The organism is Serratia sp. H1w, from assembly GCF_000633355.1.
In the GTDB taxonomy this organism is placed as follows: domain Bacteria; phylum Pseudomonadota; class Gammaproteobacteria; order Enterobacterales; family Enterobacteriaceae; genus Chania.
Genome location: NZ_AYMQ01000038.1, coordinates 13,352 through 26,936, shown reverse-complemented (window position 1 = coordinate 26,936; position 13,585 = coordinate 13,352). Strand labels below are relative to the sequence as shown.

The 13,585-nt window shown below is 54.5% G+C and carries 10 protein-coding genes; 7 read left to right on the top strand and 3 right to left on the bottom strand.

Annotation, left to right across the window (positions count from 1 at the left end; all coding sequences use genetic code 11):
* Positions 1–37 precede the first annotated feature (37 nt).
* A complete protein-coding gene (tal, locus tag U869_RS0106755; protein ID WP_025120804.1) occupies positions 38–988 on the bottom strand; it encodes a transaldolase in 951 nt (316 codons plus the stop codon).
* 439 nt (positions 989–1,427) lie between these two features.
* Between tal and U869_RS0106750 the strand changes: the two genes are divergently transcribed.
* The 3 genes from U869_RS0106750 (at position 1,428) to maeB (ending at position 4,615) form a co-directional block, all read left to right on the top strand.
* A complete protein-coding gene (locus U869_RS0106750) occupies positions 1,428–1,754 on the top strand; it encodes a phage holin, lambda family (RefSeq protein WP_025120805.1) in 327 nt (108 codons plus the stop codon).
* Positions 1,744–2,145 (top strand): M15 family metallopeptidase, encoded by a 402-nt coding sequence (locus U869_RS0106745; protein ID WP_025120806.1) that lies wholly within the window; start codon positions 1,744–1,746, stop codon positions 2,143–2,145. The genes U869_RS0106750 and U869_RS0106745 overlap by 11 nt, the downstream gene beginning before the upstream one ends.
* A 190-nt stretch (positions 2,146–2,335) precedes the next feature.
* Entirely contained in the window at positions 2,336–4,615 is a 2,280-nt protein-coding gene (maeB, locus tag U869_RS0106740) for an NADP-dependent oxaloacetate-decarboxylating malate dehydrogenase (RefSeq protein ID WP_025120807.1), read from the top strand.
* A gap of 46 nt (positions 4,616–4,661) precedes the next feature.
* Here maeB and mmuM read toward each other — a convergent pair whose 3' ends face one another.
* Positions 4,662–5,600: a homocysteine S-methyltransferase gene (gene mmuM, locus U869_RS0106735; protein ID WP_025120808.1), complete on the bottom strand. Its 939-nt coding sequence runs from the start codon at positions 5,598–5,600 to the stop codon at positions 4,662–4,664.
* Positions 5,590–7,002: an S-methylmethionine permease gene (mmuP, locus tag U869_RS0106730; RefSeq protein ID WP_025120809.1), complete on the bottom strand. Its 1,413-nt coding sequence runs from the start codon at positions 7,000–7,002 to the stop codon at positions 5,590–5,592. Before mmuP ends, mmuM begins: the two co-directional genes overlap by 11 nt.
* Before the next feature lie 186 nt (positions 7,003–7,188).
* Here mmuP and U869_RS0106725 point away from each other — a divergent pair, with 186 nt between their 5' ends.
* The 4 genes from U869_RS0106725 to U869_RS0106710 all read left to right on the top strand — a co-directional run bounded on the left by U869_RS0106725 (position 7,189) and on the right by U869_RS0106710 (position 13,528).
* Complete coding sequence (locus U869_RS0106725; RefSeq protein ID WP_025120810.1) at positions 7,189–8,028, top strand: ChaN family lipoprotein; 840 nt, start codon at positions 7,189–7,191, stop codon at positions 8,026–8,028.
* 102 nt (positions 8,029–8,130) lie between these two features.
* Positions 8,131–8,931, top strand: a complete 801-nt coding sequence (locus U869_RS0106720) for an energy transducer TonB (protein WP_025120811.1) — start codon at positions 8,131–8,133, stop codon at positions 8,929–8,931.
* A 92-nt stretch (positions 8,932–9,023) separates the two neighbouring features.
* Positions 9,024–11,159 (top strand): oligopeptidase B, encoded by a 2,136-nt coding sequence (locus tag U869_RS0106715; protein ID WP_025120812.1) that lies wholly within the window; start codon positions 9,024–9,026, stop codon positions 11,157–11,159.
* Positions 11,160–11,287: 128 nt separating this feature from the next.
* The gene (locus U869_RS0106710) at positions 11,288–13,528 is read left to right on the top strand and encodes a TonB-dependent receptor domain-containing protein (RefSeq protein ID WP_025120813.1); all 2,241 of its coding nucleotides are present in this window, start codon (positions 11,288–11,290) and stop codon (positions 13,526–13,528) included.
* Positions 13,529–13,585 lie beyond the last annotated feature (57 nt).

Below are 13,585 nucleotides of genomic sequence, written 5' to 3'. Positions count from 1 at the left end.
AAGGGTGAGGGGTTTTATCTCACCTACTTTCAAAGCATTACAGCTGCGCTACCAGCATATCTTCCAGCTTCTGCTGGTCTACGGCGAACAGGCGGATGCCTTCGGCCAACTTCTCCACCGCCATGGCATCCTGGTTATGCAACCAGCGGAACTCGGCTTCGGCCAGTGGCGCGGGCTGGTGGAACCCTTCAACCGATGGCGTCAGTTTACGTTCGATAGGCTGATTGCTCTGCTTCAACTCTTCCAGCAGGTTAGGCGCAATGGTCAAACGGTCACAGCCGGCCAACGCCAGGATCTGCTCAACCTTGCGGAAGCTGGCACCCATGATCACGGTCTGATAGCGGTGCTGTTTGTAGTATTCATAAATGGCACGGACGGACTTAACGCCCGGATCCTGCTCGGCATCATAATCGGTCATCGGCTGTCTGGCCTGATACCAATCGTAGATACGACCAACGAACGGTGAAATCAGGAACACGCCAGCTTCGGCACAGGCGCGAGCCTGAGCAAAGGAGAACAGCAGCGTCAGGTTGGTGTTGATACCTTCTTTTTCCAGCTCTTCAGCCGCCTGGATCCCTTCCCAGGTGGCGGCCAGCTTGATCAGAATGCGGGATTTATCGATCCCCTGGCTTTGATACATGCCGATCAGTTTGCGCGCTTTAGCCACACACATACCACGATCGAAGGACAGACGAGCATCCACCTCGGTGGAGATACGGCCCGGCACGCTTTTTAAAATTTCTACCCCGATATTCACCGCTAATCTGTCACTGGCATTAATCAGTTGGGTTTCCTTGCTGCCGCCTTGCTGGCGGGCGTAGTCCAACGCTTCGGTGATCAGTGGCTTATACTGCGGCAGCGCCGCGGCCTTGAGGATCAACGAAGGGTTGGTGGTGGCATCTTGTGGTTCGAACTGACGGATTGATTCGATATCACCGCTGTCGGCAACGACCACAGTCAACTGTTTGAGTGCGTCTAATTGGTTCATTTATAGCTCCTTGCCCAAAGACATTACGGTAAATGAGAACGTGTTGCATTATGGTCAACACCTTGCATCATATGACCAGTGAATGAAATACGCTTTTTCTGATTGTTGCGATGGATGATAACAATTAGGAAGTACGCCACGTGATCCTGAGCTTGGTGGAGAGCAACGGGTTGAGCAGATTTACGACGATTTCCCTCTCTTGTCCGTTGAGCGCTCGAACAACGTAAAGCAAACGACAGCCTCGTGGTTGCCGGTATAATTATGCTTATGGGATTGTCGAGCTAATCAGTAACGGTGGTCTTTCTTGCCTCGTTAATTAAATAGAACGTGTTATTCCGTTATTCCCCCAGATATTCATCTGGGGTTCACGCCACTTACTTTTATTGAGCGTTCGAAAAGGCCGCGCAAGGGCGTGTGACTAAAAAAAACAGGAGGAGCTATGTCTAGCTTTGAGCCAGACGCTGTTGGCGCAATCATTCAGCGAGTCTGTGAATATCTGCAACCGGTGTTCAATGCCCTTTTAGCCGGCAGCATGGCGTTATTAAAAGGAGCTTATCTGAATATGCCATTACGCCACCGGTTATTAAATGCCGGTATTTGTGCCTTGTTGGCATTAACCGTGCGTGACCTGTTATCGCTGATGGGGTTGGAGTTGGTATGGGCCAATACCATCAGCGTATTAATTGGTTTCCTCGGTGCGGATTACCTTGGTGAGTTAATTAAAAAATTTATTGGCAGAAAAACAGGATTTAAAAATGATAAGTGAACGCATGGAGGTTCAATTTAATGCACGTAGCGAGAAAAACCTGCTTGGGGTGCATCCCGATCTGGTGCGAGTGATGCGTCTGGCGCTGCGTTACTCGCTGGTGCCGTTCTCCATCACCGAAGGGCTGCGGTCTATGGCTCGGCAGCGGGATTTATTGCGTGAGGGGAAAAGCCAAACGCTGAGAAGCCGCCACCTTACCGGGCATGCGGTTGACGTCGTGGCTATGCCTTCAGGGGCGGTGTCCTGGGAGTGGGATTACTATGCCCAGATCGCCTCGGCGGTGCAGCGTGCGGGGCTGGAGTGCGGCATCAACGTCGAATGGGGTGGGGGATGGAAAACGCTGAAAGATGGGCCACATTTCCAATTGCCGTTCAAAGATTATCCGGCTTGAGCGGCCTGCGGTCACTTCTGGGGCCATAAAAACTGTTGCTTTTCTGTTCGCTTAACTTCCTTTTAACTTTTATTTACAAGTTTCGCCCAAGGTTATGGCACGCTTCAAAGTTTGTGACGATTCTCTCACTATACTAGTTCAGCGTTATTGCCTTACCTCATCATAAAAGAAGAAAGCAAAGGAACCCATAATGGACGAACAGCTCAAACAGAGTGCCCTTGATTTCCATCAGTTTCCTGTCCCAGGGAAGATCCAGGTATCGCCGACCAAACCGCTAGCCACCCAGCGCGATCTGGCCTTGGCCTATTCGCCGGGTGTGGCAGCTCCCTGTCTGGAAATTGCCGCCGACCCGCTGGCCGCTTATAAATATACCGCCAAAGGAAACCTGGTCGCGGTGATCTCCAACGGTACTGCGGTACTGGGCCTGGGGAATATCGGTGCGTTGGCGGGTAAACCGGTCATGGAAGGCAAAGGGGTTCTGTTTAAGAAGTTTTCTGGTATTGACGTGTTCGATATCGAAGTCGATGAACTCGACCCTGACAAGCTGATTGACGTGATCGCCGCGCTGGAACCGACCTTTGGCGGCATCAACCTGGAAGATATCAAAGCGCCCGAGTGCTTCTATATTGAGAAGAAGCTGCGCGAGCGCATGAAGATCCCGGTATTCCATGACGATCAACACGGCACGGCGATTATTACTACTGCAGCGGTACTGAACGGTCTGCGGGTGGTGAAGAAAAACATCTCCGACGTACGTCTGGTGGTCTCAGGTGCAGGTGCAGCTTCCATTGCCTGTTTGAACCTGCTGGTGGCGCTGGGCCTGAGCAAACAGAACATCACCGTTTGTGATTCCAAGGGCGTGATCTATCAAGGCCGCGACGCCAAGATGGAAGAAACCAAGGCGGCGTATGCCATCGTGGATAACGGCCAGCGTACGCTGGGTGATGCCATTCCCAATGCCGATATTTTCCTGGGGTGCTCCGGCCCTGGCGTATTGACGCAAGACATGGTGAAAACCATGGCACGCGATCCGCTGATCATGGCCCTGGCTAACCCGGAACCGGAAATTCTGCCACCGTTGGCGAAAGCGGTACGCCCAGACGCGATTATCTGTACCGGCCGTTCTGACTATCCAAACCAGGTGAACAACGTGTTGTGCTTCCCGTTCATCTTCCGCGGTGCGTTGGATGTTGGGGCGACCACCATCAACGAAGAGATGAAGCTGGCCTGCGTGCACGCCATTGCCGATCTGGCGCTGGCAGAGCAGAGCGACGTGGTAGCGTCGGCGTATGGCGATCAGGATCTCTCCTTTGGCCCGGAATACATCATTCCAAAACCGTTCGACCCGCGCCTGATCGTCAAGATCGCGCCAGCGGTGGCCAAGGCCGCCATGGATTCCGGCGTGGCAATGCGCCCGATCGAAGACTTTGATGCTTATGTAGAGAAACTGACCGAGTTCGTCTACAAAACCAACCTGTTTATGAAGCCGATCTTCTCCCAAGCGAAAAAAGAAGTGAAACGCGTGGTGATGGCCGAAGGGGAAGAGGAGCGCGTACTGCATGCCACCCAAGAGATGGTGTCGCAGGGGCTGGCTTATCCGATCCTGGTGGGGCGTCCGAGCGTGATTGAAATGCGCTTGAAGAAACTTGGCCTGCAACTCACACCGGGCAAAGATTTTGAAGTGGTGAACAACGAGTCCGATCCACGCTTCAATGAATACTGGGGTGAGTATTACCAGATCATGAAGCGCCGTGGTGTTTCGCAGGAGCAGGCTCGCCGTGCCGTGATCGGCAACCCAACGCTGATCGCCGCCATCATGCTGCACCGTGGGGAGGCCGATGCCATGATTTGTGGCACCATCGGCAGCTACCATGAGCATTATGACGTGGTGGAAAAAGTGTTCGGCTTCCGTGAAGGGGTACACGTGGCTGGCGCCATGAATGCCTTGCTGCTGCCAAGCGGCAACACCTTCATCGCCGATACCTATGTCAACGACGATCCAACGCCGGAACAGTTGGCCGAAATCACCCTGATGGCCGCGGATACGGTACGGCGCTTCGGGATTGAACCGAAAGTGGCGCTGTTGTCCCATTCCAGCTTTGGCTCTTCCAACTGCCCGTCGGCGAGCAAGATGCGTAAAACGCTGGAGCTGGTCAATCAGATGGCGCCAGAGTTGGAGATCGACGGTGAGATGCACGGTGACGCTGCGTTGGTGGAAAGCATTCGCCAGGATTTGATGCCGGACAGCCCGCTGAAAGGCTCGGCCAACATCCTGATCATGCCAAGTATGGAAGCGGCGCGTATCAGCTACAACCTGCTGCGCGTCTCCTCTTCCGAAGGCGTGACGGTTGGGCCGGTATTGATGGGCGTGTCCAAGCCGGTGCATATCCTGACGCCGATCGCTTCAGTGCGCCGCATCGTTAACATGGTAGCGTTGGCGGTAGTGGAAGCTCAGACTCAACCGCTGTGATGGCGTGAACGTGACCCCCTGCGGCCTTTGGCCTCAGGGGGTTTTTTTATGCGTTACAGCGCTCGGCAATGGCTTGAATATCGGCAGGGGTGGTGCGACAGCAGCCGCCAATCAAGCGGGCTCCGGCATGCTGCCAGTCTGCCAGCTGATTCACCAACTGATGCTGTTGGTTACCGCAGCTATGCCAGGTTTTACTCACCGCATCGTAGTGCTCGCCGGAGTTAGGGTAAACCAGTAACGGTTTATCACTCAGTACAGCAAGTTGTTGCAGCGCCGGGGTGACGTTTTCCAACGCGATACAGTTAACGCCGACCGCCAGAACCTGCGGGTTACCGTTTAGTTCAGCCATGACAACAGCCAGTGGCGTGCCGTCGCTCAGATGCTGACTATCACGCAGGGTGAAAGAGAACCATCCCCCCAGCGCTGGGAACTCCTCTAGCAACGCTAGCAGTGCCTGTAATTCGGCGAACGACGGCAGCGTTTCACAAGCCAGCAAATCCACTCCGGCGTTGGTCAGGGCGGTGATGCGCGGACGATGGAATGCGATCATCTCTGCTTGCGGCAGGTGGTAGTCGCCACGATATTCTGAACCGTCCGCCAGATAAGCACCATAAGGGCCGACCGAACCGGCAACCAGCAAAGGCAATTGCTGCGGATGCTGGGCCAGGTAATCGGTGCGGGCAAGTTGTGCCAGGTGGACGCTTTGGGCGATCATTGCCAGTGATTGCGACTCATCCAGGCCCCGGCGTAAAAACCCTTGGGGCGTGGCCTGGTAGCTGGCGGTAATGGCGCATTGTGCTCCCGCTTTGAAGTAGTCCAGATGTACCTGGTAAATCAGCTCCGGGTTTTCAATCAGCACTTTTGCCGACCACAGTGGATCGGTGAGATCGCAACCTCTGGCCTCTAGTTCGGTGGCCATAGCCCCGTCCAACACCAACGTGCGGTTATCGGCCAGCAAGGCGGCCAAAGGGTTGTTAACCGACATGTTCTTCTCCGGTATTCAGTAGGTTTTTCTGCCCGGTGCGCCGAGTCAGGTAATAGGCCAGATAACAGATCGCCACAAACGGCAGGCCGCAATACAGCGCCACACGTTGCTCTGGGTCGAACGCCAGACCGATACAGGCCAAGAGACATAGCGCAAAACCGACAATCGGCGTCAGCGGATAGCCTGGTGCGCGGTATTTCAGCCCTTCGATCGGCTGACCGCTGCGCAGATAACGGCGGCGAAAAACGTAGTGGGCGGCGCAGATGCTCAGCCAGACGGCCACGACCGCAAAGCCGGAGATGGCAGACAGAGCGACGAACACCGTGTCGGGCGCGATCACGCTGGTCAACAACGCCAGCACGCCGCCGAGCATGCTGAACGTCAGCGCATTCATTGGAATACCGCGCGCATTCACCCGTGAAAAATAGGCGGGCAGAGTACGCTGATTGGCCAGCGACCACAGCATGCGGCCCGAAGCATACAGCCCGGAATTGGCGGCCGAAAGAATGGCGGTCAGGATCACGAAGTTAAAAATATCGGCGGCATAAGGGACACCGATACGTTCGAAGACCAGGACAAACGGGCTTTTGACGATCCCGGCCTGCTCCATGGGGATCAGCGCTGCCAGAATAAATACCGTGCCGATAAAGAACACCATCAGGCGGATCACCGTGGTGCGGATGGCCCAGGGCACCACTTTTTCCGGATTTTCGGTTTCCCCTGCCGCAATGCCGATCAGCTCGGTACCGGAGAACGCGAAATTAACCGCTACCATGGTCATCAGGATCGGTAACGTGCCATTGGGTAGCCAACCTGATGAGGTCAGATTACTCAGGAACGGCGCTGGCGTGCCATCTTTCATCGGGATCAGGCCAAACATGGCCGCGCCCCCCAGCACGATAAACGCCAGGATGGTGATCACCTTGATCAGCGAGAACCAGAATTCACTTTCGGCGAAGAAACGGGTGGTCACGACATTGAGCAGAAAAATGGCGGCACAAAAAATCAGGCACCACAGCCAGACTGGCGATTGTGGAAACCAATATTGCATACAGAAACCGGCGGCTGTCAGGCTAGAACCCAGCGCGACGGTCCAGGTCAGCCAATACAACCAGGCGACGGTATAGCCGGTTGCCGGGCCAAGGTAGCGTGCCGCATAGACGTGAAATGCGCCGGTTTCCGGCATGGCGACGGCAAGTTCCCCCAGACACAGCATCACCAGATAAACCACCAGAGCGCCAATAATATAGGCCAATAAGGTTCCCAGTGCTCCGGTTGTGGAGATGATGTAACCGGTGTTGAAAAACAGACCGGTACCGATTACGCCTCCCAGCGACAGCATCACCAGATGCCGGGCTTTCATGGTGCGTTTGAATTGCCCTTCGGCGGCAGCAGGTTGCATAACAATCTATCCATATGGACGTCTACATGGCCGTAAGTTATACCCGCTCTATGTCACGAAATCAACGTAACTCAAAACACGATAACGAAAAATAACGGCTAGCCGCTGCCAGGTACTGAGAATCCCTATATGCAAATGATAATTATTATCTATAATATCGCCACTTTTGTGTAAGGAAAAACGACAATGAAGTTTCTGATCTTGTTAGCCACGCTGGTTCTGACGGCCTGTAGCCAAGGGCCGAGTTCTTCGCCGAAAAGCGACATTGCCACATTGGGTAAGATTGTTGATTTGCGCAGCGGTGAGGTATTGACGCCGCAACAGTTACTGACGCGTCTGGCCGTTCAACCTCGGGTGATTGTGGGTGAAAAGCATGACAACTTTTGTCATCACCAGATCGAACTGTGGCTGGTGGAGCAGTTAGCGCAGCAGCGGCCGCAGGGCAGTGTCCTGATGGAAATGATCACGCCTGGCCAACAGGCCAAGGTGGATGAGGTGAAGCAGTGGCTGCAAACCGATCCGACGGTACGTGATAGCCGCGTTGCAGAACTGATTGTCTGGCAAGCCAGTTGGAAATGGCCGATGTACGGCGATGTGGTGATGGCGGCCATGCGCGCGCCTTATCCTTTGCTGTCCGCCAATCTCGATCGCAGCGAGATCATGGCGTTTTATCAACGGCCTGAATTCCCCAAAGGCCAACTCTCCGTGCGGCCAGAAGTCCAGCAGGCGTTAGCCGCCACCATTCGTGACTCCCATGACGGCAAAATTGATGAGGTGCAGTTGCATGCCATGCTTGCTATTCAACAGCAGCGCGATCGTCGTATGGCCGAAAGTTTACTGGCCGCGCCAACCCCGGCATTACTGATGGTGGGCGGCTATCACGCCTCCAGAACGGTCGGTGTGCCGTTGCACATTCAGGACATACAGCCCGGAACCCAATTTACAGTGTTGATGCTGGCTGAGCAGGGTGTCGCCATCGATCGCTCAATGGCGGATTACCTGTGGGTTACGCCAATCGCAAAATGATTACGTCAGGATTGCGAAAAGATCTGTCATTAACATTTACAAATGATTATCATTAGCAAATGTGATCTGCAATCATTCGCGATTAGGTAATCTAATATCCCTATGTTTAGTCAGCCTTATTGCCCTCAGGTTGCGGCTTGGCCGCAGCCGCGCTGGGGGCGTGGTTTACTGTATGCACTGGGCGCTCATTTGGCGCTGGTGTCGCTGTTTTACTGGCCGCAAACGTTGCTGCCGCCGGTTCTGATGCCGCCACCGGCAATCATGCTCAGTTGGGCGGCGCAGATCGAAGCGCCAAGCCAGCCAGAGCCGTTGCCGTTGGGGTTGCAGCAACAGGCACAGAGTGCGGCGGCACAGCCTGTGCAACAGCAGCAAGAGCCGGAAATGCCAGAGTTGGCGCGTGCTGAAGCGGCAAAAATTGTGGTGGCCGAACGCAACAAGAATGCGCATAAGCAGCGGCGTAAAGCGCCGCCAAAACCGCCGGCTCCGATGGAGGAAGAACAAGACGTCACGCACGCTGCGGCAGCCAGCTCGTCCGCTCCCAAGGCACAACAACTGGCGCAGCGGGTAGCCGCCCCGTTAAACAGTGATTCCACCGCGCAGGCGCAGGCCAAGCTTTCCTGGGAAAGTCAGGTCAAAGGGCTACTCAACCGTGTGAAGCGCTATCCGGCAGATGCCAAACGGCGGCAGCGCTCGGGGGCTCCGGTGGTGAGCTTTGTGGTGGATGCTCAGGGGCGAGTGGCCGATATCATGCTTAAAACGCCCTCAGCCACCGCATCATTAGATCGTGAGGCATTGGCGGTGATTATGCGTGCGCAGCCGTTACCTACGCCACCGGTGGAAATGTTACGCCAAGGCAAGGTTGCCGTGACCATGGCGGTGGATTTTAATCTGGCGCTGTTGTAAGCCAGCCAAAAAAGGTTTTACCCATCAGGCTTTATCTCTGGTTGTGCGCAACAGGAGAGGGGTTTGCTACGTTCAAATTATCGTGAGGGGTTATGACATTGCGTGTTCAATTGGCTCGTTATCGCAGGCGTTCTACTGCTTATCTTCTGATTTTTATGGGGTTATTAAGCACTGCCAGCGCAGCGGTGATAAGCCCGCCCCAGGCTGACATTATTCCGCATAAATTAACCGCCCAGGGTGAAACCCGCATCGATAATTATTATTGGCTGCGCGATGACCAGCGCCAGAATAATAAGGTGTTGGCCTATCTGACGGCCGAAAATCGTTATACCGAGCAGATGATGCAGCCGTATCAGGCGTTACGCGATCGGTTGTATCAGGAGATGCTTGGCCGCATGAGTCCGGAAGACCGCTCGGTTCCCTACCAGTTCAACGGCTACCGCTACCAGGAACGCATCGATGCAGGTAAAGAGTTTGCCGTCTACCAGCGGCAGGCGGTGGCGGGTGACTCTGCCTGGCAGACGTTGCTGGATGCCAATCAGCGCGCTCAGGGTCAGGATTACTATCGGGTGGGCGGGTTGGCGGTCAGTGAAGATAACCGCCGCCTGGCCGTGGCAGAAGATACCCAGGGCCGCAGGCAATACAACATCTCCCTGCGCGATCTGGCCAGTGGTGACTGGGCCAAGGAGGTGATTGAAAACACCTCTGGCAATATGGTGTGGGCCAACGATGGCAACAGCCTGTTCTATGTACGCAATCATCCCCAAACCCTGTCACCCTATCAGATATACCGCCATCAATTTGGTACGTCTGTTGCCGATGATAAGCTGGTATATCAGGAAAACGATCGGGCTTTTTACCTGAGCCTGGATCGTTCCTCTTCGCGGGATTACGTGATCGTCACCATCAGCGGCAATACCACTTCCGAAGTACGCCTGATCGACGCCAACCAGCCGCAAAGCCCGGTGCAACTCTTTGCCCCGCGTCAGGCCGGGTGCGAATATTACCTCGACCATTATCGCGGTGAGTTTTATCTGCGTTCCAATCATCAAAGCGCGCATTTCGGTTTGTACCAGACTGCGTCCGCTAGTCAGCCTTGGCGGCCATTGATCGCCCCACAGGAAAGCAGCGAGCTGGAAAGCTTTGCCCTGTTTCGTGACTGGCTGGTGGTGAAAGAACGCAGTGAAGGGTTGGTGCATCTGCGTCAGATTGCCTGGCAAGGGGGTGAGCAGCGCAGCATTCCGTTTGATGATGCCAGCTATATGGTCTGGCTTGGCTTTAACCCGGACCCGCAAAGTGACCGTCTGCGCTATGGCTACTCGGCCATGACTACGCCAACCAGCACCTATGAGTGGGATCTGAATAGTGGCACCCGGCAATTGCTGAAACAGCAGGAAGTGAAGGGCGTTGAGCCCAGCCTGTATCACAGTGAACGTTTGTGGATCACCGCCCGCGACGGGGTCAAGGTGCCGGTCTCACTGGTGTATAACCGTGCCAAATTCACACCTGGCAAAAGTCCGCTGGTAGTTTACGGCTACGGTGCCTATGGCATGAGCATGGACCCGGCGTTCAGCGCCAACCGCATCAGCCTGCTGGATCGCGGTTTTGTCTATGCGCTGATCCACGTGCGCGGCGGCGGCGAGCTTGGGCAAAACTGGTATCAACAGGGCAAGTTGGCGTACAAGCCAAACACCTTCAACGACTTTATTGATGCCACCCAGGCGCTGATCGACCAGCATTACGGGCAACCGGGACGTATTTACGCCATGGGGGGTAGTGCCGGTGGTTTGCTGGTGGGGGCGGTGATCAATCAGGCTCCCCAACTGTATAACGCGGTGGTGGCGCAGGTGCCTTTTGTTGATGTACTGACCACTATGTTAGATGACAGCATTCCTCTGACCGTCGGTGAATACGAAGAGTGGGGCAATCCTAACCAGCCGCAGCCCTACGCGCTGATCAAGTCCTATAGCCCGTACGATAACGTGCGAGCGCAGCATTACCCGAATCTGCTGGTCACCAGCGGGCTCTACGATTCGCAGGTGCAGTATTGGGAACCCGCCAAATGGGTGGCGAAACTGCGCCAATTCCAGCAAGGGGATGCGGTGCTGCTGCTGTCTACGGATATGTCCGCAGGGCACGGCGGTAAATCGGGGCGTTTAAGCCGGTTGGAAAATAGCGCCCTGGAATACAGCTTTATTTTGGCGATGGATGAAAAAACACAGCAATAACCCGTTTGGCCATGCGGCTTAATGGCCGCATGGAAAATAACAACAATAAGTCTTCACCGTTTTTATTACGGTATTTTTTGCTGAGCACTGATCATTTCTGACTTTGATAGCAATACTTTAGGGGAATTATGAAAATCAAACTGTTTATTGGTGCCGTTGGCACCGGTATGGTTTTGGCTGGCCCGCTGCTGGCCGCAGATGATAAAGGCCAGGCGACATTCAGCCCGCTGAACGTTTCGGCGGTGGCGAATAACAGCGAGCAGGAGGCATTGGAAAAACCAGGAGCATTCAGTTCGCGTGACGAGAGTAAAAACCTACAGTCGATAGATAATATCTTGCGCAGTATGCCCGGTACCTTTACGCAAATCGATCCCAGTCAGGGGGCGGTTAGCGTCAATATCCGTGGCATGAGCGGCTTTGGCCGGGTCAATACCATGGTTGATGGCGTTACCCAGAGCTATTTTGGCACCTCAACCTCCGGCGTCATGTCACATGGCTCCACCAATAACCAATCCGGGGTGCTGATTGACCCGAACTTTATTGTCGGCGTTGATGTGGCTCGGGGGGAAAACAGCGGTGCGTCTGGGGTGAATGCGTTGGCCGGTAGCGCCAACTTCCGCACAATCGGTGTGGATGATGTGGTGTTTGCTGACAACCCATTTGGCGTGCGCACCAAGTTTTCTGTGGGGAGCAACGGCATTGGCCGCAGTGGGATGATCGCCGTCGGGGCTAAAGGTGGCGCGTTCAGCGATACCGGCAGTCTGGGCGTGATGGCGGCCATTAGCGGTAGTTCCATCTATTCCAACTTTAACAACGGCGACGGCGTGAGCAGTGAGGATTTTGGCTACGACGAGTTTATGAAGCAAAACCCCAAGTCGCAGCTGTTCAAGGTAGATATCAAGCCCAACGAATATAACAGCATTGAACTGTCTGCCCGTACTTACCAGAATAAATTCTCGCGCCGTGATATCGACAGCAACGACTTTTATATCAAGTATCATTATGCGCCATTCTCCGAACTGGTGGATGTGAATATTACCGCCAGCCATAGCAAGGGTAATCAGAAATATGACAGCGATTCGCTGTTCACTTTCTTTAATACCAATGCGGAAAACCGCTCCGACGCGCTGGATATCAATAATACCAGCCGCTTCAACCTGTGGCAGACCGACGTGGCGTTGACTTACGGCGGCAAACTGATGCGTAACCAGTACGAAAAGCACGTCGAGTCGCAGATAGAGGATCCGCAGACGGCGCACGAGGCGATTGAGAACAACACCTTTGCGCCGTCGGGCGATCAGCGTATCGCCAGCCTGTATACCGGTTTGCAACTCAACCGTGATATCTACCAGCTCGATCTCAATCTGAACTATGCCAACAACAAGCTCAGCGGCTATAAACCGGCCTGTGATTTGCGGGTGCAGTGTTTTCCGCAGGGCGGCGCCAACATCAATCTGAAGGAACACGGATTTAACCCTTCGGTGATGCTGTCCGCGCAGGTTACGCCTTGGCTGCAACCCTTTGCCAGCTACAGTAAATCCATGCGTGCACCGAATATTCAGGAAGTGTTCTACTCCAACTCCGGCGGCGCTTCGATGAACCCATTCCTGAAGGGCGAGCGGTCAGAAACCTGGCAGGCGGGCTTTAACCTCAGCGGTAACGATCTGTTGTTCAAGCAAGATACCCTACGCTTTAAGGCGGTGGTTTATACCAGTAAAATCAAAAACTATATCTTCAGTGAGTCGTACATGGTGTGCCGCAATGGCCGCAAGTGCAGCCTGGGTGAAAACTTGCAGAATGACTGGAGCGATGAAAGCGAGGAATTCTCGGATAATATGTATATCTACGTTAACTCGCTGACGCCGGTGCGCACTCATGGGGTTGAGCTGGAAGCCAACTACGATGCTGGCCGTGGCTTTGCCCGCGCCTCATTCAGCAAACAGCACACCGACCAACCGACTTCTATCGCCAGTAGCTATTTTGGTGCGGGAGATATCAACGAATTGCCGGACATGTATTTCACGCTGGATAGCGGGCTGCGTTTCTTTGATGAAACGTTGACCGTAGGCAGCATCATCAAATATACCGGCAAGGCTCGCCGCCTTTCTCCAGACTATGAAACGAGTGAGCAAACCGGACAGTTGATGAAACAGGAGATGCCGAATATTCCCACCGTGATCGACCTGTACAGCACCTATCAGATCAACCGCAACGTATTGCTGAAGTTCAGCGTGCAGAACGTGATGGACAAAAGCTATTCCGACGCGCTTAACAAGCTGAATATGTTGCCGATCCAGGGGGACGATGCCACTGCGGCCAACACCGCTCGCGGACGGACCTATCTGTTTGGCGGCGAGGTGCGTTTCTAGTTCAAGAGGCGCAGCATACGGCACTGGAACTGGCTCCCTCTCCCTGTGGGAGAGGGT

Coding starts and splice junctions, on each gene's coding strand:
- tal (WP_025120804.1), bottom strand. CDS start 988: ATGAACCAATTAGACGCACTCAAACAGTTGACTGTGGTCGTTGCCGAC.
- U869_RS0106750 (WP_025120805.1), top strand. CDS start 1,428: ATGTCTAGCTTTGAGCCAGACGCTGTTGGCGCAATCATTCAGCGAGTC.
- U869_RS0106745 (WP_025120806.1), top strand. CDS start 1,744: ATGATAAGTGAACGCATGGAGGTTCAATTTAATGCACGTAGCGAGAAA.
- maeB (WP_025120807.1), top strand. CDS start 2,336: ATGGACGAACAGCTCAAACAGAGTGCCCTTGATTTCCATCAGTTTCCT.
- mmuM (WP_025120808.1), bottom strand. CDS start 5,600: ATGTCGGTTAACAACCCTTTGGCCGCCTTGCTGGCCGATAACCGCACG.
- mmuP (WP_025120809.1), bottom strand. CDS start 7,002: ATGCAACCTGCTGCCGCCGAAGGGCAATTCAAACGCACCATGAAAGCC.
- U869_RS0106725 (WP_025120810.1), top strand. CDS start 7,189: ATGAAGTTTCTGATCTTGTTAGCCACGCTGGTTCTGACGGCCTGTAGC.
- U869_RS0106720 (WP_025120811.1), top strand. CDS start 8,131: ATGTTTAGTCAGCCTTATTGCCCTCAGGTTGCGGCTTGGCCGCAGCCG.
- U869_RS0106715 (WP_025120812.1), top strand. CDS start 9,024: ATGACATTGCGTGTTCAATTGGCTCGTTATCGCAGGCGTTCTACTGCT.
- U869_RS0106710 (WP_025120813.1), top strand. CDS start 11,288: ATGAAAATCAAACTGTTTATTGGTGCCGTTGGCACCGGTATGGTTTTG.